General features: G+C 54.5%; 28 protein-coding genes and 1 tRNA gene. 15 read left to right on the top strand and 14 right to left on the bottom strand.

What is annotated here, in order from left to right; all coding sequences use genetic code 11:
- The first annotated feature begins 247 nt into the window (after positions 1–247).
- Both F8R23_RS00795 and F8R23_RS00790 read left to right on the top strand, forming a co-directional pair.
- Positions 248–802: a cytochrome b gene (locus F8R23_RS00795; protein WP_099064826.1), complete on the top strand. Its 555-nt coding sequence runs from the start codon at positions 248–250 to the stop codon at positions 800–802.
- Positions 803–825: 23 nt separating this feature from the next.
- Entirely contained in the window at positions 826–1,404 is a 579-nt protein-coding gene (locus tag F8R23_RS00790; protein WP_112348152.1) for a YceI family protein, read from the top strand.
- 41 nt (positions 1,405–1,445) lie between these two features.
- Here the strand turns inward: F8R23_RS00790 and trhO are convergent, their stop codons facing one another.
- Complete coding sequence (trhO, locus tag F8R23_RS00785) at positions 1,446–2,513, bottom strand: oxygen-dependent tRNA uridine(34) hydroxylase TrhO (RefSeq protein ID WP_129934975.1); 1,068 nt, start codon at positions 2,511–2,513, stop codon at positions 1,446–1,448.
- 208 nt (positions 2,514–2,721) lie between these two features.
- On the opposite strand from trhO, the gene F8R23_RS00780 reads away from it, so the two are divergent.
- The gene (locus tag F8R23_RS00780; protein ID WP_151415145.1) at positions 2,722–3,819 is read left to right on the top strand and encodes an NADH:flavin oxidoreductase/NADH oxidase; all 1,098 of its coding nucleotides are present in this window, start codon (positions 2,722–2,724) and stop codon (positions 3,817–3,819) included.
- Positions 3,820–3,836: 17 nt separating this feature from the next.
- Here F8R23_RS00780 and F8R23_RS00775 read toward each other — a convergent pair whose 3' ends face one another.
- Positions 3,837–3,998 (bottom strand): histidine kinase, encoded by a 162-nt coding sequence (locus F8R23_RS00775; protein WP_099064822.1) that lies wholly within the window; start codon positions 3,996–3,998, stop codon positions 3,837–3,839.
- Between the two features lie 274 nt (positions 3,999–4,272).
- Between F8R23_RS00775 and F8R23_RS00770 the strand changes: the two genes are divergently transcribed.
- From F8R23_RS00770 to F8R23_RS00755, 5 genes are all read left to right on the top strand, one after another.
- On the top strand, positions 4,273–5,193 hold the full coding sequence (locus tag F8R23_RS00770; protein ID WP_129934976.1) for a Kdo(2)-lipid IV(A) acyltransferase: 921 nt from the start codon (positions 4,273–4,275) through the stop codon (positions 5,191–5,193).
- Between the two features lie 100 nt (positions 5,194–5,293).
- The gene (locus F8R23_RS00765; RefSeq protein WP_151415144.1) at positions 5,294–5,578 is read left to right on the top strand and encodes a YciI family protein; all 285 of its coding nucleotides are present in this window, start codon (positions 5,294–5,296) and stop codon (positions 5,576–5,578) included.
- Between the two features lie 200 nt (positions 5,579–5,778).
- Positions 5,779–7,014 (top strand): multidrug efflux MFS transporter MdtG, encoded by a 1,236-nt coding sequence (gene mdtG / locus F8R23_RS00760; RefSeq protein ID WP_129938776.1) that lies wholly within the window; start codon positions 5,779–5,781, stop codon positions 7,012–7,014.
- Positions 7,015–7,228: 214 nt separating this feature from the next.
- The gene (locus tag F8R23_RS24105; RefSeq protein ID WP_129934978.1) at positions 7,229–7,429 is read left to right on the top strand and encodes a hypothetical protein; all 201 of its coding nucleotides are present in this window, start codon (positions 7,229–7,231) and stop codon (positions 7,427–7,429) included.
- 61 nt (positions 7,430–7,490) lie between these two features.
- The gene (locus tag F8R23_RS00755) at positions 7,491–9,044 is read left to right on the top strand and encodes a peptide MFS transporter (RefSeq protein ID WP_129934979.1); all 1,554 of its coding nucleotides are present in this window, start codon (positions 7,491–7,493) and stop codon (positions 9,042–9,044) included.
- Between the two features lie 47 nt (positions 9,045–9,091).
- On the opposite strand, the gene F8R23_RS00750 is transcribed toward F8R23_RS00755, so the two are convergent.
- The 4 genes from F8R23_RS00750 to F8R23_RS00735 are packed head-to-tail and all read right to left on the bottom strand — an operon-like array spanning position 9,092 to position 10,656.
- A complete protein-coding gene (locus F8R23_RS00750) occupies positions 9,092–9,490 on the bottom strand; it encodes a VOC family protein (RefSeq protein ID WP_129934980.1) in 399 nt (132 codons plus the stop codon).
- Positions 9,490–9,909: a YeeE/YedE family protein gene (locus F8R23_RS00745; RefSeq protein WP_129938778.1), complete on the bottom strand. Its 420-nt coding sequence runs from the start codon at positions 9,907–9,909 to the stop codon at positions 9,490–9,492. The genes F8R23_RS00750 and F8R23_RS00745 overlap by 1 nt, the downstream gene beginning before the upstream one ends.
- Before the next feature lie 4 nt (positions 9,910–9,913).
- Entirely contained in the window at positions 9,914–10,348 is a 435-nt protein-coding gene (locus F8R23_RS00740) for a YeeE/YedE family protein (protein ID WP_112348159.1), read from the bottom strand.
- Positions 10,345–10,656, bottom strand: a complete 312-nt coding sequence (locus F8R23_RS00735) for an ArsR/SmtB family transcription factor (protein WP_129934982.1) — start codon at positions 10,654–10,656, stop codon at positions 10,345–10,347. Before F8R23_RS00735 ends, F8R23_RS00740 begins: the two co-directional genes overlap by 4 nt.
- 140 nt (positions 10,657–10,796) lie before the next feature.
- Here F8R23_RS00735 and F8R23_RS00730 point away from each other — a divergent pair, with 140 nt between their 5' ends.
- A complete protein-coding gene (locus tag F8R23_RS00730) occupies positions 10,797–11,558 on the top strand; it encodes an AraC family transcriptional regulator (protein ID WP_085116211.1) in 762 nt (253 codons plus the stop codon).
- Here F8R23_RS00730 and leuA read toward each other — a convergent pair.
- Complete coding sequence (leuA, locus tag F8R23_RS00725; protein WP_129938779.1) at positions 11,543–13,213, bottom strand: 2-isopropylmalate synthase; 1,671 nt, start codon at positions 13,211–13,213, stop codon at positions 11,543–11,545. The two genes, F8R23_RS00730 and leuA, sit on opposite strands and share 16 nt — an antisense overlap.
- A gap of 207 nt (positions 13,214–13,420) precedes the next feature.
- On the opposite strand from leuA, the gene F8R23_RS00720 reads away from it, so the two are divergent.
- Both F8R23_RS00720 and F8R23_RS00715 read left to right on the top strand, forming a co-directional pair.
- Positions 13,421–13,798 carry a MysB family protein gene (locus F8R23_RS00720; protein ID WP_085116209.1) on the top strand — a complete coding sequence of 126 codons (378 nt, stop codon included), beginning with the start codon at positions 13,421–13,423 and terminating at the stop codon, positions 13,796–13,798.
- Positions 13,799–13,861: 63 nt separating this feature from the next.
- Entirely contained in the window at positions 13,862–14,422 is a 561-nt protein-coding gene (locus tag F8R23_RS00715) for a GNAT family N-acetyltransferase (protein WP_151415143.1), read from the top strand.
- Here F8R23_RS00715 and F8R23_RS00710 read toward each other — a convergent pair.
- The 3 genes from F8R23_RS00710 to F8R23_RS00700 all read right to left on the bottom strand — a co-directional run bounded on the left by F8R23_RS00710 (position 14,413) and on the right by F8R23_RS00700 (position 18,943).
- Complete coding sequence (locus F8R23_RS00710; protein WP_099065689.1) at positions 14,413–14,658, bottom strand: YceK/YidQ family lipoprotein; 246 nt, start codon at positions 14,656–14,658, stop codon at positions 14,413–14,415. The genes F8R23_RS00715 and F8R23_RS00710 overlap by 10 nt on opposite strands.
- A gap of 162 nt (positions 14,659–14,820) precedes the next feature.
- A complete protein-coding gene (mdoH, locus tag F8R23_RS00705) occupies positions 14,821–17,382 on the bottom strand; it encodes a glucans biosynthesis glucosyltransferase MdoH (protein WP_129938780.1) in 2,562 nt (853 codons plus the stop codon).
- Positions 17,375–18,943: a glucan biosynthesis protein G gene (locus F8R23_RS00700; RefSeq protein ID WP_176980288.1), complete on the bottom strand. Its 1,569-nt coding sequence runs from the start codon at positions 18,941–18,943 to the stop codon at positions 17,375–17,377. The genes mdoH and F8R23_RS00700 overlap by 8 nt, the downstream gene beginning before the upstream one ends.
- Before the next feature lie 258 nt (positions 18,944–19,201).
- Here F8R23_RS00700 and mdoC point away from each other — a divergent pair, with 258 nt between their 5' ends.
- The 4 genes from mdoC to F8R23_RS24360 all read left to right on the top strand — a co-directional run bounded on the left by mdoC (position 19,202) and on the right by F8R23_RS24360 (position 23,301).
- On the top strand, positions 19,202–20,332 hold the full coding sequence (gene mdoC / locus F8R23_RS00695; protein WP_151415142.1) for a glucans biosynthesis protein MdoC: 1,131 nt from the start codon (positions 19,202–19,204) through the stop codon (positions 20,330–20,332).
- Positions 20,333–20,648: 316 nt separating this feature from the next.
- Positions 20,649–20,873 (top strand): hypothetical protein, encoded by a 225-nt coding sequence (locus F8R23_RS00690; protein WP_085116203.1) that lies wholly within the window; start codon positions 20,649–20,651, stop codon positions 20,871–20,873.
- A gap of 302 nt (positions 20,874–21,175) precedes the next feature.
- The gene (locus F8R23_RS00685) at positions 21,176–22,897 is read left to right on the top strand and encodes a potassium/proton antiporter (RefSeq protein ID WP_112348164.1); all 1,722 of its coding nucleotides are present in this window, start codon (positions 21,176–21,178) and stop codon (positions 22,895–22,897) included.
- Between the two features lie 275 nt (positions 22,898–23,172).
- Entirely contained in the window at positions 23,173–23,301 is a 129-nt protein-coding gene (locus tag F8R23_RS24360) for a hypothetical protein (protein ID WP_256347897.1), read from the top strand.
- Positions 23,302–23,527: 226 nt separating this feature from the next.
- On the opposite strand, the gene F8R23_RS24355 is transcribed toward F8R23_RS24360, so the two are convergent.
- The 4 genes from F8R23_RS24355 to F8R23_RS00670 all read right to left on the bottom strand — a co-directional run bounded on the left by F8R23_RS24355 (position 23,528) and on the right by F8R23_RS00670 (position 24,943).
- Positions 23,528–23,659 (bottom strand): hypothetical protein, encoded by a 132-nt coding sequence (locus F8R23_RS24355; protein ID WP_012006291.1) that lies wholly within the window; start codon positions 23,657–23,659, stop codon positions 23,528–23,530.
- A gap of 69 nt (positions 23,660–23,728) precedes the next feature.
- Complete coding sequence (locus F8R23_RS00680; RefSeq protein WP_129934986.1) at positions 23,729–24,232, bottom strand: YlaC family protein; 504 nt, start codon at positions 24,230–24,232, stop codon at positions 23,729–23,731.
- Between the two features lie 129 nt (positions 24,233–24,361).
- Positions 24,362–24,661: a hypothetical protein gene (locus tag F8R23_RS00675; protein WP_129934987.1), complete on the bottom strand. Its 300-nt coding sequence runs from the start codon at positions 24,659–24,661 to the stop codon at positions 24,362–24,364.
- Between the two features lie 187 nt (positions 24,662–24,848).
- Positions 24,849–24,943 (bottom strand) — tRNA-OTHER (locus F8R23_RS00670).
- Positions 24,944–25,072: the final 129 nt, after the last annotated feature.

Genomic DNA, 25,072 nt, shown 5'->3' with positions numbered 1-25,072 from the left:
GGTATTTACGTAAAATGACAAAAGCTGACACTAATAAATAAAACCTTTTTATTTCAATCGATAAGATAAAATCAATAATCGTCCCACAGTCATCAATTCGACGATTTCACTGACTAACTTACCGCTATCTCGGCCAAATTCTCTGATTAATATTATTAAGAAGTAACATAGTTAAATTTATTATTGATTTTATGTTTCTTAAAGTTTAATTATTGCAGCCAGAAAATCAGGAAGGTAAGGAAACAGGATGCTTTGGAAAAATACCGCCAACCGTTTTGGTCATATTTCAGTGCTGATCCACTGGCTGGTTGCACTGACGGTGTACGGCATGTTTGCCCTGGGCCTATGGATGGTCACACTGGGATATTACGATGTCTGGTATCACCAGGCACCAGAGATACATAAAAGCATCGGTACGCTGCTGTTTATCGTCATGGTGGTCCGGGTAGTCTGGCGTTTTGTTTCGCCGCCGCCCAAACCTTTGGCCAGCTACAGCAGGTTTACCCGCGTGAGCGCAATCCTCGCCCATCTGGCGTTGTATGTCGTGCTGTTCAGTATCCTGATCAGCGGCTACCTTATTTCGACCGCCGACGGTCAACCGATCAGCGTTTTCGGCTGGTTCGATATCCCCGCTACCGTCACCGGTATGGCGGAACAGGCCGATACGGCCGGTACCATCCATCTTTACCTGGCCTGGGTCGTGGTAGTGCTTTCGGTATTGCACGGTCTGGCTGCGCTTAAACATCACTTTGTTGATCGTGATGTTACTTTGAAACGGATGCTGGGTAGCAGCGCCGATTAACCTTTGGATTTATGGAGATTGCTATGTTGAAGAAAACCGTACTGGGCCTGACCGCAGGCGCACTGCTGCTGAGCGCTGGTTCCGCGCTGGCTGCTGACTACAAGATCGACAAACAGGGTCAACATGCCTTTATCGAGTTCCGCATCCAACACCTGGGCTACAGCTGGCTGTACGGCACCTTCAAGGATTTTGACGGCGGCTTCACCTTCGACGAAAAAGATCCGGCCAAGGACAAGGTTAACGTCACGATCAACACCGCCAGCGTCGATACCAACCACGCTGAGCGTGACAAACACCTGCGCAGCGCCGAATTCCTGAACGTGGAAAAGAACAAGCAGGCTACATTTGAATCCACCGAAGTGAAAAAGAACGGCGAAGGCTATGCGGTGGTCGGTAACCTGACGCTGAACGGCGTGACCAAACCGGTCACGCTGGACGCCAAACTGATCGGCCAGGGCAATGACCCGTGGGGCGGCTACCGTGCCGGCTTTGAAGCCAACGGCAAAATCAAGTTGAAAGACTTTGGCATCACCACCGATCTCGGCCCGGCATCGCAGGACGTGGAGCTGATTATTTCTGTGGAAGGCGTTCGCGCGAAGTAATACCGAAGCGCGGCGGCAAGGCCGCCGCGCTTGCTGTTGGCTCAGCTTGCCGGGCCTTCATCTTCCGGTGCCGGAATGTGCATCGTGGTCTGCAATAACCCTTTCGACTTATTGAAAATCTTGACGCCATTTTCACGACCGGCACGGCGCGCACGCTGTTCTTCACGCGGCAACTTCAACTCTTCGCGGCAGATCTCGCTGCAACAGCCTTCAAATTTGGCCGCACAGCTCGGACACTGAATAAACAGCAGGTGACAGCCGTCATTCAGGCAGTTGGTGTGAGTATCGCAAGGTGCACCGCACTGGTGGCAATTGGCGATCACGTCGTCGGAAATCCGCTCGCCCATGCGCTCATCAAACACAAAGTTTTTGCCGACAAACTTCAGCGGTAACCCCTGCTCTTTGGCCTTGCGTGCATACTCAATAATCCCGCCTTCCACGTGATAGACGTTCTTGAAGCCGTTATGCAACATATAGGCACTGGCTTTTTCACAGCGGATACCGCCGGTGCAGTACATGACAATATTTTTGTCTTTATTGTCCTGCAGCATCTCAACCGCCATCGGCAGTTGGTCACGGAAAGTGTCTGAAGGCACTTCGATAGCGTTTTCAAAGTGGCCGACTTCATATTCGTAATGGTTACGCATATCGACAAACAGCGTATCCGGATCGTCAATCATCTGGTTAACGCGATCGGCCTGCAGATACTCACCGACGTTTGCCGGGTTGAAGCTCTCATCATCCAGACCGTCGGCAACGATGCGTTCGCGCACCTTCAGGCGCAGCACCCAGAAGGATTTTCCATCGTCTTCCAGAGCGATATTCAGACGCACCTGATCCAGCGCCGGATGTGAGGCAAACAGCGCGGCTTTGAACGCCTCAAACTTATTCTGCGGCACGCTGATTTGCGCGTTGATACCCTCTTTCGCCACATAAATGCGGCCAAACACCTTCAGCTTGTCGAACTGAACATACAGGCTGTCGCGAAACGCTTTGGGATCTTCGATGGTGAAATATTTATAAAAAGAAACTGTGGTGCGCGGCTCGGTTTCCGCCAGCATGCGCGCCTTCAGTTCCTCATTAGAAATTCGGTTATGTAACACTGGCATGGTGTACTTTCCTGTCTTTCGGGAGGTGACTGATTTGAACACGCGCCGACCACAGGCCCACGCGCGGCGCACATAATACCCGAAAATGTGGCTCAAAACAGCATTAACCCGTCGATGAGGTGAAGCGCTGGAAACTTGACGCTGTTCACAAATCCCGATACTCCTAGTAGGAGCTTATCCCCTATTGGCCACGGATCTGGAGGACGTCATGAGTCAGCTATTTACCCCGATAACGCTGGGAAAACTGAATTTACCCAACCGTATTATTATCGCACCCATGTGCCAATATTCCGCCGAACACGGCAAAGCTACCGAATGGCATACCCTGCATCTTGGGCACCTGTCATTGTCCGGTGCCGGTTTGTTGATTGTCGAGGCGACTTCGGTAGCGCCTGAAGGGCGTATTACCCCCAACGATCTCGGCCTGTGGGACGACACAACCGAACAGGCGTTAGCGGATGTGGTACAGGTAGTGAAAAAACACGCCACCATGCCACTGGGTATTCAACTGGGCCATGCCGGGCGCAAAGCCTCCTGCGCTGTCCCCTGGGCAGGCGGTGGTCAACTTAATGCCGCCAACGGTGGCTGGCAGACGCTCTCCGCCTCCGCGGTCCCCTTCGCCCAGCAGGATGAGTCTCCCGCGGCAATGAGCCTGGAACAGATTGAACGCTTGAAAGCCCAGTTTGTTGACGCAGCAAAACGCGCCGATCGGCTCGGTTTTGAATTGATTGAGCTACATGGCGCGCACGGCTATCTGCTGCACCAGTTCCTTTCACCGTTGGCTAACCAGCGCAGCGACCAGTACGGCGGCTCATTGCAAAACCGCATGCGCCTGCTGCTGGAAATTTACACTGAAGTGCGTGCCGTGTTCCCGGCGCACAAGGCACTCGGCGTGCGTATTTCCGCCAGTGACTGGGTCGAGGGGGGTTGGGATGAGCAGCAGTCGGTTGCGCTGGCAAAAACGCTGAAACAGCTGGGCTGCGACTATATTCACGTTTCCAGCGGCGGCCTTTCACCACAGCAGAAGATCCCGGTGGGTCCTAATTATCAGGTACCGTTCGCCGAAACCATCAAGCGGGAAAGCGGGCTGCCCACCATCGCGGTCGGGCTGATTACCGAGCCGGAACAGGCGGAAGCGATTGTCGCCACCGGGCAGGCGGATATGATCGCGCTGGCTCGCGGCATCCTATACAACCCACGCTGGCCTTGGCACGCCGCCGCTAAACTGGGTGAAAAGGTCAGTGCACCGCCGCAATATTGGCGCTCTGAACCGCACGTATTAAAAGGCTTGTTTAAAAACGGCTGAGGAAACCGGGGTGAGGCTCAGCGCCCGCCCCGGCATTCGGTAAAACCGGAAATTACGATCCCCGCCAACAGGGCGACGCCCGACACCGCCAGCAACGGATTAAATTGCAGGTGGGCCCCCAGGCTGCCCAACAATGCCCCGGTAACCAATAGTCCCGCACTTAACCATGATGCCAACATAAAACCCCCTGAATAATTGCGCGGTATAATACGCGTCTGTCGCTTACGGATTTTATCCTTTAGAGCGGTTCTGTCGAATTATTGGCCAACTTATATCCATTTATCATTAAAAATGATGTTTTAATGCGGTGCCTTTTCACGTTGTGCGATAAAAATGCCACAATAGTCGGTTATAAACGGCAGAAAATCGTGCAGGGTCAAGGCTTCGGTGCAGAACTGGCCCTCCCATCATTCTGTTATTATCATTAAATGACTGCTTCTAAGCTGAGAACACATGACTCAAGTTCCTTCTTTTAATCGCTCTTTACTGCATCCGCGTTACTGGCTTACCTGGATCGGCATCGGTTTGCTCTATCTGCTGGTCTTGCTGCCTTACCCGATTATCTATCGCCTTGGCACCTCGCTGGGTCGTTTTTCCATGCGCTTTCTCAGACGCCGCGTGGAGATTGCCCAGCGTAACCTGATGCTGTGCTTCCCTGATATGCCACAGGCCGAGCGTGATGCGCTGGTGGTTCAGAACTTTGAGTCCGTCGGCATGGGGTTATTTGAAACCGGCATGGCGTGGTTTTGGCCAAACTGGCGTATCGAGCGCTGGTTCCAGGTCCGCGGGCTGGAACATATTCAGAAGGCTCGAGACAACCATCAGGGTGTACTGCTGATCGGCCTGCACTTCCTGACGCTGGAGCTCGGTGCCCGGATCTTTGGCATTCATAACCCAGGTATCGGCGTTTACCGGCCGCACGACAACAAGCTGATGGACTGGCTGCAAACCTGGGGTCGCATGCGTTCCAACAAATCGATGTTGGACCGTAAAGACGTGAAAGGCATGATCCGTGCGTTGAAACAGGGCGACATCATCTGGTACGCCCCGGATCACGACTACGGCCCACGCAGCAGCGTGTTCGCCCCGCTGTTCGCCGTGGAGAAAGCCGCCACCACCACCGGCAGCTACATACTGGCGAGAATGGGTAAACCCGCGATTATTCCTTTTACCCCACGCCGCCTGCCGGACGCCAAAGGGTACGAACTGATCATGCAGCCGGCGGTGGAAAACTTCCCGCTGGATAATGAGTTCGAGGCCGCAGCCTTTATGAACAAAGTGGTGGAGAAGGAGATCCTGATGGCACCGGATCAGTACATGTGGCTGCATCGCCGCTTTAAAACTCGTCCGGAAGGCGAGCCTTCGCTGTACTGACCGCTAACCCGCCGCACGGCGGGTTTTTTATTCCACTGATCTTGAGAATCGGCGGTAACGGTGGGATGGTAAAGCCTTCGTCGCTAATCCTGGAGTTGTTATGTACATCGTTAACCTGACCTACCACCGCCCGATTGCAGAAGTCGACGGCCACCTTGAAGGGCACCTTGCCTGGCTGAAAAAATATTTCCAAGACGGCACTTTCATCGCCTCCGGCCGTAAGAATCCACGCACCGGCGGTGTGATCCTGGTGAAGGGCATAGATCGCGCCCAACTGGACGCCATTGTTGCGCAGGATCCCTTCAACGCCGTAGCGCACTATGAGATTACCGATGTCGCCCTATCCACCACCGCCAGTGGTTTTGAACTGCTCGCCGGGCTTTAAATCTGCCGATTTTCCGCGCGCACAGCGCGGAATACTGCCAATATTCTATTTTTAAAACTTTATTTCATTTTCCGCCCATCCCTCCCCACATCAATTGATGCCGCCTATAATTAAGCGCATACTTACCAGGCTAACTTTTTTGCTTTGCCCCCTTGCTTGTGCACGTCCGCAAAGCGCCCCACCTTATGCAGCAGGAAAATATGGCTTCGGCACCAGAACCCATCAACTGGAAACGCAATCTTTTTGTCACCTGGCTGGGGTGTTTCCTCACCGGTGCCGCCTTCAGCCTGATCATGCCATTCCTGCCGCTTTATGTAGAAACCCTTGGCGTCACCGGCCACCAAGCGCTGAACATGTGGTCTGGCCTGGTTTTTAGTATCACCTTCCTGTTTTCTGCGATTGCCTCCCCGTTCTGGGGCGGGCTGGCTGACCGGCGCGGACGTAAGCTGATGCTGTTGCGATCGGCACTGGGTATGGCGATTGTGATGCTGTTGATGGGCATGGCGCAGAATATCTGGCAATTTTTGGCGCTGCGTGCGGTACTGGGCCTGCTCGGCGGTTTTATCCCCAACGCCAACGCGCTGATCGCCACTCAGGTGCCGCGCAATCGCAGCGGCTGGGCGCTGGGTACCCTGTCCACCGGCGGGGTCAGTGGTGCCTTGATTGGGCCACTGATTGGTGGCCTCCTAGCCGACCAATATGGCCTGCGTCCGGTGTTCTACATTACCGCCGGTGTGCTGCTGGCCTGCTTTGTTCTGACACTGCTGTATGTCAAAGAGCAATTCACCCCGGTGCAGAAAAAAGACATGCTGCACGCCCGTCAGGTGTTTGCGGCGCTAAAAAGCCCCAAGCTGATCCTCAGTCTGTTTGTCACTACCATGATTATTCAAATCGCTACCGGCTCCATAGCGCCGATCCTGACGCTGTACGTGCGTGACCTGGCCGGTAATATTCATAATCTGGCCTTTGTCAGTGGCCTGATCGCCTCGGTGCCGGGCGTCGCCGCGCTAATGAGTGCGCCACGGCTGGGCAAACTGGGCGACAGGATCGGCCCGGAGCGTATCTTGGTGTTTATGCTGATCGTATCGGTGCTATTGCTGATCCCAATGGCCTTTGTGCAAACCCCGTGGCAACTCGGCGTACTGCGCTTCCTGCTGGGTGCGGCCGACGGTGCGCTGTTGCCAGCGGTACAAACCTTGCTGATCTATAACTGCACCAATCAGGTAGCCGGGCGGATTTTCAGCTATAACCAATCATTCCGCGATATAGGCAACGTCAGTGGCCCATTGATGGGTGCCGCCGTCTCCGCCAGCTATGGCTTTCGCGCGGTATTCTGCGTCACCGCCGTGGTGGTGCTGTTCAACGCGATTTATTCCTGGTGGTGTTTGCAACGCCGACCGACGCGGATGAGGGAAGACACCCTGCAGGAAGAGTAATAGCCGTATTTATCACCAGTTCCCTCACTTAAATGAGCCGACGACCCGTTTACCCTACTTTTAGTATTGATACCCTTCAGTATCCCTCTGCCAGCACTCATCAGATAATTCTTAATTCAATTACTTGTTTTTAAAACAGTTATTAACTTTTAGTGCAATAAACCACCTGTCAATAACATTCCCGCCGTAACCAACATAAAAACCAGGAAAGGAGATGTTTGTCGACTTTTCATCTAAAAAATGGGATACAGGGACTAGACAAAACCACCATCCAGTTATCAAATGGTTAAATAATATCACGCCCGATGTAAAACATTGGCCAAGTGAAAAAAGGCCGACGCGCTTTCCACGGTTAACGGGCGCTGCGGCTGCGGTTTTGTCGGGTAATCCGCACTGGGTGGATCACCTTCCTTAAATACACATACATACCACAATATAAGCTGCATCAATGCGGCGCATTTTATTGGGAAGACGTTATGCAATCCTCTGTTAATAACCAAGAAAGCCGGACCTTCTTCGGCCATCCTTATCCGCTGGGATCCCTGTTCTTTACCGAAATGTGGGAGCGGTTCTCGTTTTACGGCATTCGCCCATTACTGATCCTGTTTATGGCTGCCACGGTATACGACGGCGGCATGGGGTTGGCACGTGAAAACGCTTCAGCGATTGTCGGTATTTTTGCCGGCAGCATGTATCTGGCAGCCCTGCCGGGCGGCTGGTTGGCAGATAACTGGCTGGGTCAGCAAAAAGCGGTCTGGTACGGCTCGATTCTGATCGCCCTCGGCCACCTGTCGATCGCGCTGTCTGCCTTTATGGGCAACAACCTGTTCTTCATCGGCCTGATGTTTATCGTGCTGGGTTCCGGCCTGTTCAAAACCTGTATCTCGGTGATGGTCGGTACGCTGTACAAGAAAGGCGACAACCGCCGTGACGGTGGTTTCTCGCTGTTCTATATGGGCATCAACATGGGCTCGTTTATCGCCCCGTTGATCTCCGGCTGGTTGATCCGTTCCCACGGCTGGCACTGGGGCTTCGGTATCGGGGGTATCGGTATGCTGGTCGCGCTGGTGATCTTCCGCGTATTTGCCGTCCCGGCGATGAAACGCTATGACAGCGAAGTGGGCCTGGATTCTACCTGGAACAGCCCGGTCGCCAAGAAAAACGGCGTCGGCGCCTGGCTGATTGCGCTGGCCGTCGGTGCGGCGGTGATTATCACCCTGATTGCCCAGGGCATCATTGTGATTAACCCGGTCGCCGTGGCCAGTACGCTGGTTTACGTGATTGCCGCCTCGGTCACCCTGTACTTCATTTACCTGTTCGTGTTTGCCGGCCTGAGCCGTAAAGAACGCGCCCGCCTGTTGGTCTGCTTCATCCTGCTGGTGTCCGCAGCCTTCTTCTGGTCAGCCTTCGAACAGAAACCGACCTCGTTCAACCTGTTTGCCAACGACTATACCAACCGTATGATTGGCGGCTTCGAGATCCCGGCGGTGTGGTTCCAGTCGATCAACGCCCTGTTTATCATCCTGCTGGCACCGGTATTTAGCTGGGCATGGCCGGCACTGGCGCGTAACAAAATCCGTCTGAGCAGCATCACCAAGTTCGTTATCGGTATTCTGTTTGCCGCTGCGGGCTTCGGGCTGATGATGCTGGCTGCGCAGAACGTGCTGAGCAACGGCGGCGCGGGCGTGTCACCGCTGTGGCTGGTCGGCAGTATTTTAATGCTGACGCTGGGTGAACTGTGCCTTAGCCCTATCGGGCTGGCGACCATGACCCTGTTGGCGCCGGAAAGAATGCGTGGCCAGATGATGGGGCTGTGGTTCTGCGCCAGCGCGCTGGGTAACCTGGCGGCCGGTCTGATCGGTGGCCATGTGAAAGCCGACCAACTGGGTATGCTGCCTGACCTGTTCGCACGCTGCTCAATTGCGCTGTTGATCTGTGCCGCAGTATTGACCCTGCTGATCGTCCCGATCCGCCGCATGATGGAAAACACCCAGGGCAAAAGCGCACAGAAACCGGCTGCCAACGCCTGATTACTGTTTCGTTTACCCTTCAGCCAGCGCCCGGTGCGCTGGCTTTTTTATGCCTCCCAGGCCCGCTGTTGCAACACCACCCGGTAACCGTCCAGATCCTCGAACGTCTGTCCGCTGGTGTCCCAATAAGGGTTGTAGGCGGCGACACGCCGAAAACCGGCGGCCAGCATTCGCTGGCATCCCATCAGCCAGTCCGCTTCATCCGGCAAATAAAACACCAGTAAATGATCTTGCGTCGGCGCCTGCCCCACTTTGACGCCACGATGGTGAGTGAACTCCAGGTGATAACCATGCTGCGGGTGCCCGACCATCACGCCGTCAAAACCCTGATGACCGTCGAACTCGCCCAACCGTTCGAAACCCAGCCCCTGACAGTACATAGCCGCAATTTCTTGCAGACGATCGGTCGGGCGCGCAATGCGCAGTACCGCATTAGCTATCGGCATTATTTTCTCCGCATCATAATGATTTCATACAGTGCCATGCCCACCAGCATCGCCGCCACGAACAGCCAACCAGCCGAAGAGCCCGCCCCGGCGAGTACCCAGGCCGGCCCAGGGCAAATGCCCGCCATGCCCCAGCCAATGCCAAACAACGCGCTGCCTGCCAGTAAACGACCGTCAAGACGACGGTTGGTTGGGATCTGCATCTCGTCACCCAACAAACTGCGCTGTCGGTGGCGAGCCCAAATAAACGCCGGTGCCGCCACCGCAATCGCCCCCACCATCACCAATGCCAGCGACGGATCCCAATGGCCGGTAATATCGAGAAATGCCAAGACCTTGGCCGGATTGGCCATACCGGCAACGATCAGGCCAAGACCAAAAATCGCACCGCTCAGCAAAGCAAACAGGTATCTGAACATGGTGTTAGCCTCCCACCCAGTGACGAACTGCCCAGACCGTGGCAAAGCCCAGCAGCATGAATACCGCCGTGGCCGCCAGCGAACGCGGTGCCAGCCTCGCCGTACCGCAAACGCCATGGCCGCTGGTGCAGCCGCCGCCCAACCGGGTACCCAACCCCACCAACAATCCGGCCACGATCAGCCACAGGCTGCTGCCACTCACTGGCATTGTCGGTAGTGGCGCGCCAAGACCATACAGCCAGGGCGATACCAACAACCCGACAAGAAATGCGGCCCGCCAGGCTTTCTCTTTGCCCTGCGGCGTCAACACCCCCCCGGTAATCCCGCTGATGCCGGTAATACGGCCGTTAAACACCAGCAGCAGCGTGACCGCGATACCAATAATACCTCCGCCGGCCAGGGCAGATAACGGCGTAAAATGCAGCCAGTCAATGGTCATTGTACCTCTCCCGGTTTTGGACAATAGAGTTGATACAGGGTGCCAAGTATTGCCAGCGCCTTTTCATCGCTGACCGCGTAGTAAATCTGCTTGCCATCACGGCGTGTGGATACCAAGCCTTCCTGACGCAATACGCCAAGCTGTTGTGAAAGTGTCGGCTGGCGGATCGCCAACGCCTGAGCCAATTCCCCTACCGACATCTCGCCCTGGCTGAGCTGACACAGCAACAGTAAGCGATCCTCATTGCCCAGCGTCCGCAGTAATGTTCCGGCCTGCGCTGCCGCCTGCCGCATGCTGTCGATATCCATCACCCTTCCATATAGTTTATAAAATAATATATTGTATATTTATAAACTATATTCCCCCACCGCACCATAGGCTGGTACGAAAGGTTTCAGCATGGCATGCTACCGTTATCACTTTCCGCGGACTGGGGATGCCCCAAACAATGCTGCTTTTCCATGACGCTGTGCCCGCCAACCGGTCGATTGTACCTATTGCCAAAGATTACCAGCACGGCGACTTCGAGCCGCCCCACTACCATGACTGCGCGCAACTGATTCATAGCCTCAGTGGCGTGGTGCAGGTCAATACCCGTCTGGGCAGTTGGGTGGTACCGCCAGGGCGCGGCGTTTGGCTGCCGGCACGGGTTGAGCACAGCCTGCGCATCACTGGTAAGGTCGCGGCAAGAGCTCTGCTGGTCGATCCGCTGGCGCGCGCCGATCTGCCGGCACGCTGTGAAGTGGTGCAGGTTTCCCCGTTGCTGCGCGAACTGATTATCTGTGCGATGGATATTACGGCGGACTACCCCACCGGAGGACGTGAAGAGCGGATCATGGAACTGATCCTGGATGAGCTGCGCGTGCTGCCTATTTTGCCACTGAATCTACCCGAGCCGCGTACTGAGGCACTGCTGACACTGTGTCGGCATATTCAACAATCGCTGGCACACCCTTGGGAGTTGGAGCAGGCGGCCCGTTACATCAATGTCAGTGGCCGCACGCTGTCACGGCGCTTTCAGCGTGAGACCGGGCTGCGCTTTGGTGACTGGGTGCGACGTGCCCGGTTACTGGCGGCATTGAATGCGCTGGCCGCCGGGCATTCGGTGTTGGAAGTGGCGCTGGATCTGGGTTACGACAGCCCCAGTGCTTTCAGCGCCATGTTCCGTCGCCTGCTCGGCGTCGCGCCCAGTGCTTATTTCGCCAAATAACGTGCGGCAACGTTGAACAGTGCCTGTAACGAGGCACTGGCGGAATCGACGTCAATGCCCACGCCATAAGCCGCCTCACCGTGCGCCAGCGTACAGCGAATGTAGGCTACGGCGCGGCTGTGGCTCTGATGCCCTAATGTATGCTCGTGGTAGTCCTCTATTGCCAGATTCAGTCCAAAACTCTGACGCAATGCATCCACGGCACTGGACAACAGGCCGTTCCCTACGCCCAGCAACCGCTGCTGTTGCCCCTCGAACAACACCCGAGCACTGAAGCTGTAGGCCTCGACGCTGTGACTCTCGGTCTGATAACTCAGCAATTGCAAGCGCGGTTGCTCTACCAGGCCATAACTGACGCGAAACAGGCGCCACAACTCGGCGGTGGTCATCTCTTTGCCGCTGCCGTCGGTGGATCGCTGCACTACTTTGCTGAAATCAATCTGCAGCCCGCGGGGTAACGACAATCCATGGTTCTGTTCCAGCAGCCAGGCCGCCCCACTTTTGCCCGACTGGCTGTTAACCCGGATCACCGCTTCATAACTGCAGCCGACGTCCGCCGGATCGAGCGGCAGATAAGGCACCTGCCACAGGCCATCCTGTCGCTGCTGCTGGGCGGCGAACCCCTTTTTGATCGCATCCTGATGCGAGCCGGAAAAGGCGGTGAAAACCAGTTCACCGGCATAAGGATGACGCGGGTGCACCGGCAGTTGGTTGCATTGCTCGACCACCTCCACCACCTGCTTCAACTGACTAAAGTCCAGCCCCGGCGCAATACCCTGGGTATACAAATTGAGCGCCAGCGTCACCAGGTCAACATTACCGGTGCGCTCACCGTTACCGAACAGGCAGCCTTCCACCCGATCGGCGCCGGCCAGCATCGCCAGTTCGGCGCAGGCGACTCCGGTACCGCGATCGTTATGCGGATGCACGCTGATTGTCACCCGATTTCGCTGACTGAAGCGACGGCAAAACCATTCAATCTGGTCGGCGTAAACGTTCGGCGTACTAACTTCCACCGTCGCCGGCAGGTTGATGATCATCGGCCGCCCAGGGCCAGGCTGCCAGACATCCGCTACCGCTTCGCAAATTTCCAGCGCAAACTCCAGCTCGGTAAAGCAGAAGGTCTCCGGCGAATACTCAAAGGTCCAGGCGGTCTCCGGCTGCTGCTCGCACTGCTGACGAATACGCAGCGCCCCGTTGACCGCCAGCGCCACCGTTGCCGCCTTATCCTGCTTAAACACAATTTCACGGAACATCGGCGCGGTGGCGTTATACAAATGCACAATAGCTCGTGGCGCCCCCCGCAATGCCTCAAAGGTGCGATCGATCAGGTCGTCACGCGACTGGGTCAAGACCTGAATGCTGACGTCGTTCGGGATCAGCTGCTCATCAATCAATGAGCGAACAAAATCAAAGTCGGTTTGCGACGCCGAAGGAAACGCCACCTCAATCTCTTTAAACCCACACTGCAACAGCAGTTGGTAGAACTGGCGCTTACGGTCATTATCCATCGGCTCCGCCAGCGCCTGATTGCCATCACGCAGATCGCTGGAGCACCAACGCGGGGCCTGCTGCAGGGTACGGCCGGGCCACTGACGCTCCGGTAATACCACCTGCGGGAAAGGACGATATTTGATTGAGGGGTTGGGTAACATGGCGATCTCCTGGGCTGTCATAAGCGATGCCTTATTATTTCCTGCCGGAAGATGACCTGCTCCCGCCTGGCGGACAACCATCGTCGCGAAACGGACAACAAAAAAATTTGCATCCTGCGCCAGTGCAGCAACAATTACTTTTGATGTCAGTCATGGCGTTTTGGCACGGCCAAAATCCTTTCGTTACCCTCATTACTGGAGATAACCATGAGCCTGTATGCAACCCTGGAAGAAGCAATTGAAGCAGCGCGCGAGGAATTTATTGAGTCCGCCGAAAGCGGTAACGACGATCAACCGCCGGTGCCACAACAGTTCAATCTGCAAAAGTACGTGATGCAGGATGGTGATATCCTGTGGCAGGCCGAGTTCTTTGAGCAAGAAGGGGAATCGGTCGAGTGTCTGACGTTACGCAGCGGTGCCGCCGCACAGGCCATTTTCGACGGTGATTATGACGAAGTCGAAATCAGCGCCGAATGGATCGAGGAAAACACGCTGCACGAGTGGGAAGAAGGGGATTTCCAACTCGATCCCCCACTGGATACCGAAGAGGGCCAAACCGCCGCCGACGAGTGGGATGAACGTTGAATGATAGCGGGCGGGAGCGAAACTTCCCGCCCATAAACTCCCCATCATTTTCAGAGAGGCATCATGATTATCCGCCAGGCACGCCCCGAGGATTACCCCGCCATTCTGCAGCTGCAAACACAAAATACCCCGGCCAATTTAAGCGACAGCCAGAAACGTCAGGGTTTTATTGTTTCGAGTATGAACGAAGCCCAATTAACCCGCATTAACCAGGGTCTGGGTATTCTGGTGGCGGTTGAAGATCAGGCGTTGGCCGGTTTTGTTTGCCTGATGACCACGGACGCGCAGCCCCGCCCGCCGGTGGTGGATACCATGCTGGAAAAACTTGCCGGCGAGTCGTTCAACGGGCAACCGTTGAATGAACAGCGGGTGTTTATGTATGGCCCGGTGTGTCTGGATACCGCCTGGCGTGGCAAAGGCGTGCTGAAGCAACTGTTCGCCGCCGTCAAGGCACACACCCGGGAGGAATTCGACGTTGGCGCTCTGTTTATTGACGACAGCAACCCGCACTCACTGGCGGCCCATCAGCAGGGATTGAAGATGACGGTGCTGGCCCCCTTCCACTGCGGCCCGCATGGATACCAACTGCTGGTGTTTGCCACCCGGGACCAGGCTTACTCGTAAGGCCCGTGCTGCGCATCAAACGGCAGCATAAAGGTATCTACCACCATCGACAGCGGCACATCGATCACCGTGACATAACGCCAGGGCGTATCGCGCAGATCCCATTGCACACCCGGGTAATATTGATGGCCGTGGCCAGCGCCCGGTACTGTGCGGCTGATAATACTGCCGCAGCCGGTTAACAGCGTCACGCCTGCTGCCAATAATGCCAGCCGAAGAAAAGCAGAAAGATTCACCAAATTGACTCTTGATCCTGGTTGTTCTGAAAGTAAACAACGCCCGCTGCGAATGTTAACATAGTTTTTTCTATTCAGATTGTCAGCATGGCGTAAGCGAAGCGCCAAAAAAAACGGGGAACACGCAATGCGCATTCCCCGTTTCGGCTACCCGGTCAAGGCTTAACGTTGACCTTGCGGATGAGCCCGTTCATTGTGCGGCAGTTGCTGGTAGTGCTCGCGCCAGGCGGCCCCTTCCGGCAGTAACCAAACACGCTGATGCAAGCGCGATAACGCAACAGGATCGCTTAACAGCTCCAGGCGTTTGCCCTTCACCAGCTTCTCCGGCCCCAGTTGCAATGCCTCGTTCACCCGCTCTTCACGATTGTGCTCGATAGCACCCCGCAGGTGGTGACGCGCGGTCGCCAGCGCAGCCGCCAAAGCATTGAACGACGGGTTAACCACCGCGTGCATAAAGCCATTGGCCAGAGCACGTTCACGGTTAAGCTGCAAATACTCTTCGGTCGCCAGCAGTTCGCGCGGCGGAGAGTACTCTTCCGGGATCAGGAACAGTTTGGCTCGCTTGCTTTTGATACCCAGCGTCGCCCGGCTCGACAGAGACGAAACGATCGGTGACAGGATCAGCGAGAACACGATCGGCGACAACCACCACAGGAAGCGCAGATCCAGCCAGGCCATACCACCGGCCCAGACCAGGCCGAGCAGCATCTGTGAACCATGGCGTTTGAAGGCTTCGCTCCATGGCGTGTCATCGTCGTCACGCTGCGGAGAGTTCCACACCACTTCCCAACCGAGGAAGGCACTGACCACGAACACCGTATGGAATAGCATACGTACCGGTGCCAACAGCACCGAGAACAGCATTTCCAGCAGCATTGACAGGAACAGACGCACGCCACCACCGTATTCCTTGGCACCTTTAGCCCAGATCAGCACGATACTGAGCAGCTTAGGCAAGAACAACAGCACCAGAGTGGTAGAGAACAGCGCTATCGCCAGTTCAGGACGCCACTGCGGCCAGACCGGGAACAGCTGACGTGGCTGCAAGAAGTACTGCGGCTCCATCAGGGTATGCACCACCTGCAATGCGGTAGACAACGCCAGGAACATAAACCACAGCGGTGCCGACAGGTAAGACATTACACCGGTCAGGAACACCGCACGGTGCACCGGGTGCATGCCTTTCACCAGGAACAGGCGGAAGTTCATCAGGTTACCGTGGCACCAACGACGGTCACGTTTCAGTTCGTCCAGCAGGTTCGGCGGCAATTCTTCATAGCTGCCCGGCAGATCATAAGCAATCCACACGCCCCAACCGGCACGACGCATCAGCGCGGCTTCCACAAAGTCATGCGACAAGATGGAACCGGCAAAGGAGCCTTCGCCCGGCAGCGGTGCCAGCGCACAGTGCTCGATAAACGGCTTCACGCGGATAATCGCGTTGTGACCCCAGTAGTGCGACTCACCCAACTGCCAGAAGTGCAGACCGGCGGTAAACAGCGGCCCGTAGACCCGGGTAGCAAACTGCTGCACGCGGGCATACAACGTATCCATACCCGAGGCTTTCGGCGCCGACTGGATGATACCTGCGTTCGGATTGGCTTCCATCAGGCGTACCAGACCGGTGAGACACTCACCGCTCATCACGCTGTCGGCATCCAGGATCACCATGTAGCTGTACTCGCCCCCCCAGCGACGGCAGAAGTCGTCGATGTTGCCGCTTTTACGCTTCACACGGCGGCGACGGCGGCGATAGAAGATACGGCCATGGCCTTCTACGTCACGGCACAGTTCCATCCAGGCCTTCTGTTCCGCCATGCAAATATCCGGGTCGTAGCTGTCGCTCAGCACGTAGATATCGAAGTGTTCGAGTTGACCAGTGGCGGCAACCGACTCATAGGTCGCGCGCAGGCCGGCAAACACCCGTTCGACGTCTTCGTTACAGATCGGCATGATCAACGCGGTGCGGTGCGCCGGATTGATTGGCTCATCGCCTTTGATGGTAGAAGAAATACTGTATTTGTCTTTGCCGATTAGCAACTGCAGGAAGCCCATCAGCGCGGTCCAGAACCCGGCCGACACCCAACAGAACAGAATGGCGAACAGGATCAGAATACCGGTTTGCAACACATAAGGCAGCAGTTGCAGCACAGACTGCATCAGATCCTGGTCCAGCATCGCCAGCGGATCGATCAGCGCCCAGCCCTGATACGGCAAGATGGTTTTCATGTACCAGGTAGCGATACCGGTCTGCACCAGCATCAGCACCAACAGCACATAACGGCGCATCGAACCGACCACGCGCCAGCGGTTTTCCGCGGCGGCTTCCTCTTTGGAAGCATGACGGTTGTGCGGCGAGCGCCCCAGCAGAGAATCCCAGAAGCGCGCCACCGGGTTGGTGCGCCAGGCTTCCGGGAACATGCTGGTGCGTTTAATCGGCGGCGTGGCCTTCAGAATACTGCGGCCTTCCACATCATTGTCAAAATCGTCGTCGCTGACCGCATCCGGCCAGGCGCTTTCGATACGCGCTTTGACAGAGGCCAGCGCCACGTCATCCGCCGACAGCGTATCGACGTTGGCATCGGCGGCGCCCATCTTGCGATGCAGCGCCTCCAGTGCCTGGGCGTCATCCGCTCCCGGCTGGGGTTTAAGCGCCTCTGACTGCTGAGCAGTCAGAGGCATTGCCGCAAGATAATCCTGGGCAAGTTGAGTAGGCTTATTCATTGGCAGGTAGCTGATAGCTCCAGGTTTCCGACAGGGTCTTATCACCATTGACCAGCGCTGCGCGCATTTCTACCGGCTTCTTGTCGTCTTTCACTTTCAGACGCACCGTCAGACGCCAGCCTTTGGTCACTGGATTATAGCGGACATTGTTTTCTACCATTTCACCGTTGTCACCGATGCTCACCTGAGCAGCAACCGGCGTCGCCGCGTCCAGGCCTTTCAGTACCGGGCCAACGAAGTCAACCAGGAATGCCACGCTGCCGTCTGGCTCGCGGATCAGGTTAGACTGCTTCACATCACCGGTAGAACGCATGGTTTGGCTGACGTAGGCAATGTCCTGCGAATGCAGTTTGTCTTCGTCACGGGTGAAATGCAGGCGATAGTTTAGTGCCAACGGCGTTTTGGCATCCGGCAACACGTCCGGAGTCCAGAAGGCCACGATGTTGTCATTGGTTTCATCCGCCGTTGGGATCTCCACCAGCTCAACTTTCCCCTTGCCCCAGTCGCCACGCGGTTCGATCCAGGCGCTTGGACGCAGATCGTAACGGTCGTCCAGATCTTCGTAATCCTTGAAGTTACGGCCACGCTGCAGCAGACCGAAACCTTTCGGGTTCTCGACCTGATAGGTGCTGACGGACAGATGCTTCGGATTATTCAGCGGACGCCAGATCCATTCGCCGTTGCCGGCATGGATAGACAGACCGTTAGAGTCATGTAACGCCGGACGGTAGTTCAGCGTTGGTGAAGGCTGGTTTGGCCCGAACAGGTACATGCTGGTCAGCGGTGCCATGCCCAGTTTGCCGACCTTGTCGCGCAGGAACACTTTAGATTCGACGTCCACCGTGGTATCGCGGCCCGGATAGACCACAAAACGGTAAGCCCCGGTAGCACGCGGTGAATCCAGCAGCGCGTAAATCACCAGATGTTTGTCGCCCTGCTTCGGACGTTCAACCCAGAATTCGCGGAAACGCGGGAACTCTTCACCGGACGGCAATGCAGTATCAATCGCCAGGCCACGTGCGGAAATCCCGTAAACCTGCCCTTTACCCACCACGCGGAAGTAACTCGCGCCCAGCAGGCTCATAATTTCGTCGTTCTTGTCCGCACTGTTGATCGGATAAATCACCTTGAAACCGGCAAAGCCGAGGTTTTTTACCGAATCTGGATCGTGCTTCACCGAACCAAAGTTGAAGTAGTCCGGGTTGTACTTGATCTGCTTCACGGTGGTCGAGGTGACTTCATTGATTTTCACCGGCGTGTCAAAATACATCCCCTGATGATAAAACTCAAGCTTGAATGGGGTTTTCAGCTTGCTCCAATAGGCTTTATCGTGATTGAACTGAATTTGCTGATAGTCCGCGAATTTCATCTCACGGAATTGAGAAGGAAGGTTGCTCTTCGGAGCCTCAAAGCCTTTTCCTGCCAGATCCTGTGCCTGCTTGGCCACATCATCAATAGAAAAAGCCCATGCCGGCGAAGTAAACAGCGTGAACAATACGGTCGCACCTAACCAACGTACGCTCGCGGCGCGTGGTTTCTTGGATAATATATTAACTAGCACATCCCCCCCTATTCGTGTGCTCAAATCATTTAAATCCATATTAATGGATTATTCAGCTTTCCGACAACATGATAAATGGATGGTTCATGTTTATGGCTCATAGTTTAAGCAGCTGACTAAACACCAGCGTAGCAAGCCCCGCAACAAGACGCTATGGAAAAATGTGAAACGCTATAGTAGGGTTTGAGGTTCGATTTAACCATTGCCGACTTATTAAGCGTGTTAATGACCATTCGATAAAATCACCAGCGGTAACCTATGACTAAAGGCAGCAACCAACGCGAGTTTTTCCTCGATTCGATCCGGGCTTATTTGATGTTGCTCGGCATCCCTTTTCATCTGTCCCTGATCTATTCCAGCCACGCCTGGGCGGTAAACAGTGCTACGCCGTCCTTCTCGCTAACGGTGCTGAACGACTTCATCCATGCCTTCCGCATGCAGGTGTTCTTCGTGATTTCCGGCTACTTCTCGTACATGCTCTACGAGCGCTATGAGCGCCATAAGTGGTTGAAGGTCAGACTGGAACGGGTGGCGATCCCGCTGCTGAGCTCGATCCCGTTAATAACAGTGCCACAGTTTTTCATGCTGAAATACTTCACCGATAAATTAAACGGCTGGGAAAATTTTTCGCTCTATCAGAAAATAAATGTCACAGTTTGGGAACTGGTTTCTCATCTGTGGTTTTTATTAACCCTGACATTGCTGACCACCCTTTGTTTTTATCTGTTCAAAAAAATCAAGGCGATTAAAAGCAATACCCTTCCCTATCCAATAAATAAAATGACTGGATTAGGAAATATCTCACTGCTCTTTCTTATTTATGCTTTATTCTACTCGGCCGCGCACCGCATTATTTTAATTTTCGCACCGCATTTACTCTCCAATGGCCTGTTCAATTTCGTGGTAATGGAGACCATGTTCTACCTGCCGTTCTTCATCCTGGGTGCTTACGCCTTTAAGTATGTGTGGCTGAAAGAGATTTTTCTCAAGCCCTCACTCTGGTCGCTGCTCGGTTCGCTGCTGTTGTTCATTGCCTACATGCTAAATCAGAAGTATCTGACCCACAGCAGCTATATGTTCGAGCTGGAAGTGGTGATCAAAACCCTGCTGGGGATCCTGATGGCGAACGTGGTTTTCTCATTCGGACATAACCTGCTGAACTATCACTCACCCCGAATCACTTATCTGGTCAATGCATCGCTCTTTATATATCTGGTGCACCACCCACTGACCTTGATATATGGCGCTTTTGTGACGCCGTATATCGACAATAATCTGCTGGGTTTCGTGCTCGGTCTGGTGTTTGTCTTCTCCTGTGCCTTCGTCTTATATGAGCTGCACAAACGCATTCCCCTGCTGCGTTTCCTGTTCTCCGGAAAACCGCAATAAGCCAATGGCCCAGTATGCTGGGCCGTTTGCTGTCATACGTCTGTACGCCATAACCGATATCATGATTTCGCATACCCGTACCCCAGCCTATTTAAGCCACTGAGCACACATTGCTCACCCTGCGGGTGAAAGTTAAGGCAAAGTTATGCTGGAGCATATTGCTGCTAGTTGTTATAACTACAACGCATAAGTGGAAATCCACATCCCTGCCTTACGGTAGCGATTGGGCTCAATGAACCCTGAGGGACGGCGTTGTCGCTATCATTACGACAATGTTTGCAGTATCTCCCTTCCGTCACGACAGAGAGGATTTTTAATGACTGATAAAGACACTTCGGCTCCGGAAGCCGTACCAGAAAACGCCACCCTGCTAAAAATTCTTGGCCGATTGCTGTCCGCACTGGATGCGTCGATCGGCGGCAAGGACCGCAGTATTCTGGTCACCGAGCTTTCCAGCCTTAACCTTGACGGTATTTCGGAGTCAGAACGCAAACTGGCTGCCGAGCTGATCAAGCGGGCTTTGCAATCACTCGATCATTAATCACACCACGCCTGCAAACCATTAAGCCTCCTGACGGGGGTTTAATGGTTTTTCCTCCACCGTCGCAATGGAAATTGAGGTTTATTGTCAGGATAGAACCACAGTAAGCTGATAAATATAGATAAAAGTAAGAAGTTCACCGATTTATCCCCACTTCCTCACGCTTTCCTTCTTAAATGACAATAAATGCCAAACTGTTTTGTAAATCAGCCTTGGCGTTTTACCTAAAAAACAGGCTATCATCATGGGGTATCTGCGCCCGCGCGCAACGCCTTTCCCCCAGCCTGCAGGAGAACGTTATTTTGGATGCCAGCACCATTAACAGTTTGTTCATCATCGGTGCCGTGTTGGTGGGAGCAAGTATTCTTCTCAGTTCATTTTCCTCACGCCTGGGTATCCCCATTCTGGTGATCTTCCTGGCTATCGGCATGCTGGCGGGGGTCGATGGCCCTGGCGGTATCGTTTTTAGCAATTACCCTGTGGCCTATTTGGTCAGTAACCTGGCACTGGCCGTGATCCTGCTGGACGGTGGTATGCGCACCCGCGTCAGCTCATTCCGCGTGGCACTCTGGCCGGCACTTTCCCTCGCCACCGTCGGCGTGGTGATCACCGCCGGGCTTACCGGGCTGGCTGCCGCCTGGCTGTTCAACCTCGACTTGCTGCAGGGCATGCTGATTGGCGCCATTATCGGTTCCACCGACGCCGCCGCAGTATTTTCACTGCTGGGCGGTAAAGGGCTTAACGACCGCGTCAGCGCCACGCTGGAAATCGAATCCGGTAGCAATGACCCCATGGCGGTGTTTCTTACCATCACCCTGATTGCGATGATCTCCGCCGGCGAAACCACGCTGAGCTGGATGTTCCCGCTCCATTTGCTGCAGCAGTTCGGCATGGGGATTGTCTTTGGCCTCGGCGGCGGTTGGCTGCTGTTGACGCTAATCAACCACATAAAACTGGCGGAAGGCCTGTATCCGCTGTTGGCCGTCAGCGGTGGCATTTTGATTTTTGCCCTGACCACCGCGCTGGACGGTAGCGGCATTCTGGCGGTCTACCTGTGCGGCCTGATGCTGGGCAATCGCCCGATCCGCAACCGGCACGGTATTGTCCAGACCTTTGACGGACTGGCCTGGCTGAGCCAAATTGGCATGTTCCTGGTGCTGGGGCTGCTGCTCAATCCGCACGAGTTATTGCCTATCGCCATCCCTGCCCTGCTGCTGTCGCTGTGGATGATCTTGTTCGCCCGACCGCTTTCGGTGTTTATCGGGCTGTTGCCGTTCCGCAGTTTTACCCTGCGTGAACGCAGCTTTATCTCATGGGTTGGCCTGCGCGGTGCCGTGCCGGTCATTCTGGCCGTCTTCCCGATGATGGCCGGATTGCCGAATGCGCAGCTGTTCTTCAACGTGGCCTTCTTTGTGGTACTGGTCTCACTGTTACTGCAAGGCACCACGCTGTCGTTCGCCGCGAAGAAAGCCAAGGTAATCGTACCGCCGGCACTGGCGCCAATTTCGCGGGTTGGGTTGGACGTACACCCTGAAAACCAATGGGAGCAGTTTGTTTATCAGCTGTCGTCAGAAAACTGGTGTGTGGGCGCTGCACTGCGTGAGCTGAAAATGCCGCCGGGCACGCGCATTGCCGCATTGTTCCGTGGCAAAGAGTTGTTGCACCCCAGCGGTAGTACGCGACTGCGTGAAGATGACATTCTGTGCGTTATCGGCCACGAACATGACTTACCGGTGCTGGGCAAACTGTTTAGCCAGGCGCCAGTGGTCACCATGGATGAGCGTTTCTTCGGTGACTTTATCCTGCAGTCGGACGCACGCCTGAGCGATATTTCACAGGTGTATGGGCTTAACCTGCAGGAAGGCGTGGACGAACAACAAACACTGGGGCAATTCGTCCTTAAACTGATTGGCGGCGAGCCCGTGGTCGGCGACCAGGTAGAATGGGATGGTCTGACCTGGACCATCGCCGAAATGGATGGCAACGCCATCAGTAAAATTGGCGTAAGAATTGTTGCTGACTGATTTTTCTGCACTACCGGCCGCTGCGGAGCAACACACGCAGCGGCCCCCCTCAAAACAGACGGAACTTATAGTCCTGGAAAGGTTCTTAAACTCTGTAATTATCAAAAGCGGGCGTTCAGCCCCGGCGGTTTAACCTTTACTCTGGGAACACTGCATAGCGGTGGTGGGTATTGATTTGAACAGTAAAACTCGATTTCTATCGGCCATGCTGGGGATTGCACTGACGGTCATAGTGCTGGATCTGGGTATCGCCGATTTGGTCCACAGGCTCTTAATTGGATAATTTTAACGTGGCACAGCAGCAACAAGAAAAAGACATTCTGGGAAAAATACTGATAACCGTCTCCACGCTCTGCCTGATTACCGTGGCGGCGCTGCTGATTTGGGGATTTGTGCTGGATTAATCGTTGACCTGGTGGGCGTAACACGGAAACACAACTACAACCATTTTGTTACAATACGCCCACATCTCTTGCCGACCATTACGCGTATCCTAAGCGCAGTCGGTAATAAAAATAAACCCTCATACTACTTAAGTGTTGGCCCGCCTGAAACGGGCTTTTTTTTGCCTGCAACTCGGATTTTGGGCATAAAAAAACCGCCGCAGCGGTTCTTTATTAACGATGGCAATCAGATCTTGCAGCCTTCGCAGTCCGCCTCATCCTCAAGGATTTCTGGCAGTTCTTTGACTTTCTGCGCCGCTTTCTCTTCTGCTTGCGCCAATTCGGCATCGATATCAAAATCGAAAATGTCATCACTCATCGTAAATTCCTCACGCTTAACGGGCTTCAATGCGTGAGTATAATCGACAACCGCACAGGCGGAAACCCTTCAGTTAAGCACCGCCACCTGCGGCTGCTCATCCTGTGGCTTCTTTGAATACGCCAGATCGTAAACGTCATAGAAATCAATCTCGCCCTTATTGGCGATGATTTCCTGCATCCTGGTTTTCATCGCAGCACCGATCGACGGCTCATCCAAAAGCGCCTTCACCGATTGCGGCGACAGTGCGCGAGTGAAATACCACTCGCCGTTATAGCATACGCGCAGATCCAGCACGCCGATGTCCTCGAAACGATACACCGGTTTGATTTCAATCAGCAGCATGGCGAACATGAACAACACGAAGGCGGTAAAAGCCAAAAAGGAGATGAAACCCATGTAGGGGACCTGATACATCACGGCGATCACGGCAAAATAGCCGGCAAACATGGCGAGGCACAGGTAACTGTGATCGCGGGCAAATTCGCTGTTAAAACGCAGCTTGCCGTCGCGCCCTTCCTGCCGATTGATCCGCTCGATTTCTTTTACCAAGATGCTTTTAATCGCGTCCATCGCTACAACCTTATGCCTGGGGGGGACATTATTGCTATCAATAATCATTCATCAAACTAACACAGGTACAGTTTGCCCAGGTAGATCAGTTATGCAATTTAAAATCGGCAACTGTTATACCTATGCTGGCTAACGTTGCAGGGAGTTTTTACCTTGAGCAAACATAAACATCCGCTGAGCGATATCGTCAGCCTGTTTGATTTTTTGCTTTTGCGGCTCATTGCAGCGCTGAATGGCGCGAGCATAGGCAAGTTCATGCGCCTGGTCGATCATCGCAATAATCTTGTCACGGTCCTGTCTCTCCAGGTTGCCGAGCATGGTAGTGATAATCGCCTGATAGGCATTGGAGGCGGCGGTCAGCGACTGTTCGCGGGCTTCAAGTGCCGCTACGCGTTGCAATAATTCCTGCAGTTGATCGGACTCAGACATAGCGATCTCCTGTTGCCGGGCAGCATACCTGCCTGATTACAGTTTAGCAAAGATCGATGGAACAGAAGAAAACATAAAGAAAGGAGAGGAAACGGCTACGGCAAAGCACACCCGAAAAACCCAACAAGGAGCCGATAGTGCAAATCAACCCGGGTGCACTTTACGGTAACAGTTCACGAAAGGAAGCTGGCGCGCTATGCAGGACTCGAACCCGCGTCTATCAATTTTGTAGCCAAAAAAGCATTTTAAAACCAACCACTCTGCCAACTGAGTTAATAGCGCATTCCGTTGCTTCGGGTTGGCATTATCCATATTAATGCTGCGGATTCAAGTTATTGACCTATGAATGGCTGATTTTGCAGAGAAATCTTACATTTTCGCCTATTTAACCTGCAGCGTAGGATTGATTTC

Source organism: Serratia proteamaculans (assembly GCF_008830365.1).
GTDB classification, from domain to species: domain Bacteria; phylum Pseudomonadota; class Gammaproteobacteria; order Enterobacterales; family Enterobacteriaceae; genus Serratia; species Serratia proteamaculans.
This window is presented reverse-complemented; position numbering and strand designations above follow the sequence as displayed.

Coding starts and splice junctions, on each gene's coding strand:
- mdoC (WP_151415142.1), top strand. CDS start 19,202: ATGACTAAAGGCAGCAACCAACGCGAGTTTTTCCTCGATTCGATCCGG.
- F8R23_RS00765 (WP_151415144.1), top strand. CDS start 5,294: ATGTACATCGTTAACCTGACCTACCACCGCCCGATTGCAGAAGTCGAC.
- F8R23_RS00780 (WP_151415145.1), top strand. CDS start 2,722: ATGAGTCAGCTATTTACCCCGATAACGCTGGGAAAACTGAATTTACCC.
- F8R23_RS00690 (WP_085116203.1), top strand. CDS start 20,649: ATGACTGATAAAGACACTTCGGCTCCGGAAGCCGTACCAGAAAACGCC.
- F8R23_RS00795 (WP_099064826.1), top strand. CDS start 248: ATGCTTTGGAAAAATACCGCCAACCGTTTTGGTCATATTTCAGTGCTG.
- leuA (WP_129938779.1), bottom strand. CDS start 13,213: ATGTTACCCAACCCCTCAATCAAATATCGTCCTTTCCCGCAGGTGGTA.
- F8R23_RS24105 (WP_129934978.1), top strand. CDS start 7,229: ATGTTTGTCGACTTTTCATCTAAAAAATGGGATACAGGGACTAGACAA.
- F8R23_RS00790 (WP_112348152.1), top strand. CDS start 826: ATGTTGAAGAAAACCGTACTGGGCCTGACCGCAGGCGCACTGCTGCTG.
- F8R23_RS00720 (WP_085116209.1), top strand. CDS start 13,421: ATGAGCCTGTATGCAACCCTGGAAGAAGCAATTGAAGCAGCGCGCGAG.
- F8R23_RS00735 (WP_129934982.1), bottom strand. CDS start 10,656: ATGGATATCGACAGCATGCGGCAGGCGGCAGCGCAGGCCGGAACATTA.
- F8R23_RS00745 (WP_129938778.1), bottom strand. CDS start 9,909: ATGTTCAGATACCTGTTTGCTTTGCTGAGCGGTGCGATTTTTGGTCTT.
- mdoH (WP_129938780.1), bottom strand. CDS start 17,382: ATGAATAAGCCTACTCAACTTGCCCAGGATTATCTTGCGGCAATGCCT.
- F8R23_RS00755 (WP_129934979.1), top strand. CDS start 7,491: ATGCAATCCTCTGTTAATAACCAAGAAAGCCGGACCTTCTTCGGCCAT.
- F8R23_RS00680 (WP_129934986.1), bottom strand. CDS start 24,232: ATGGACGCGATTAAAAGCATCTTGGTAAAAGAAATCGAGCGGATCAAT.
- F8R23_RS00740 (WP_112348159.1), bottom strand. CDS start 10,348: ATGACCATTGACTGGCTGCATTTTACGCCGTTATCTGCCCTGGCCGGC.
- F8R23_RS00730 (WP_085116211.1), top strand. CDS start 10,797: ATGCTGCTTTTCCATGACGCTGTGCCCGCCAACCGGTCGATTGTACCT.
- F8R23_RS00675 (WP_129934987.1), bottom strand. CDS start 24,661: ATGTCTGAGTCCGATCAACTGCAGGAATTATTGCAACGCGTAGCGGCA.
- trhO (WP_129934975.1), bottom strand. CDS start 2,513: ATGCCAGTGTTACATAACCGAATTTCTAATGAGGAACTGAAGGCGCGC.
- F8R23_RS00770 (WP_129934976.1), top strand. CDS start 4,273: ATGACTCAAGTTCCTTCTTTTAATCGCTCTTTACTGCATCCGCGTTAC.
- mdtG (WP_129938776.1), top strand. CDS start 5,779: ATGGCTTCGGCACCAGAACCCATCAACTGGAAACGCAATCTTTTTGTC.
- F8R23_RS00775 (WP_099064822.1), bottom strand. CDS start 3,998: ATGTTGGCATCATGGTTAAGTGCGGGACTATTGGTTACCGGGGCATTG.
- F8R23_RS24355 (WP_012006291.1), bottom strand. CDS start 23,659: ATGAGTGATGACATTTTCGATTTTGATATCGATGCCGAATTGGCGCAA.
- F8R23_RS00750 (WP_129934980.1), bottom strand. CDS start 9,490: ATGCCGATAGCTAATGCGGTACTGCGCATTGCGCGCCCGACCGATCGT.
- F8R23_RS00715 (WP_151415143.1), top strand. CDS start 13,862: ATGATTATCCGCCAGGCACGCCCCGAGGATTACCCCGCCATTCTGCAG.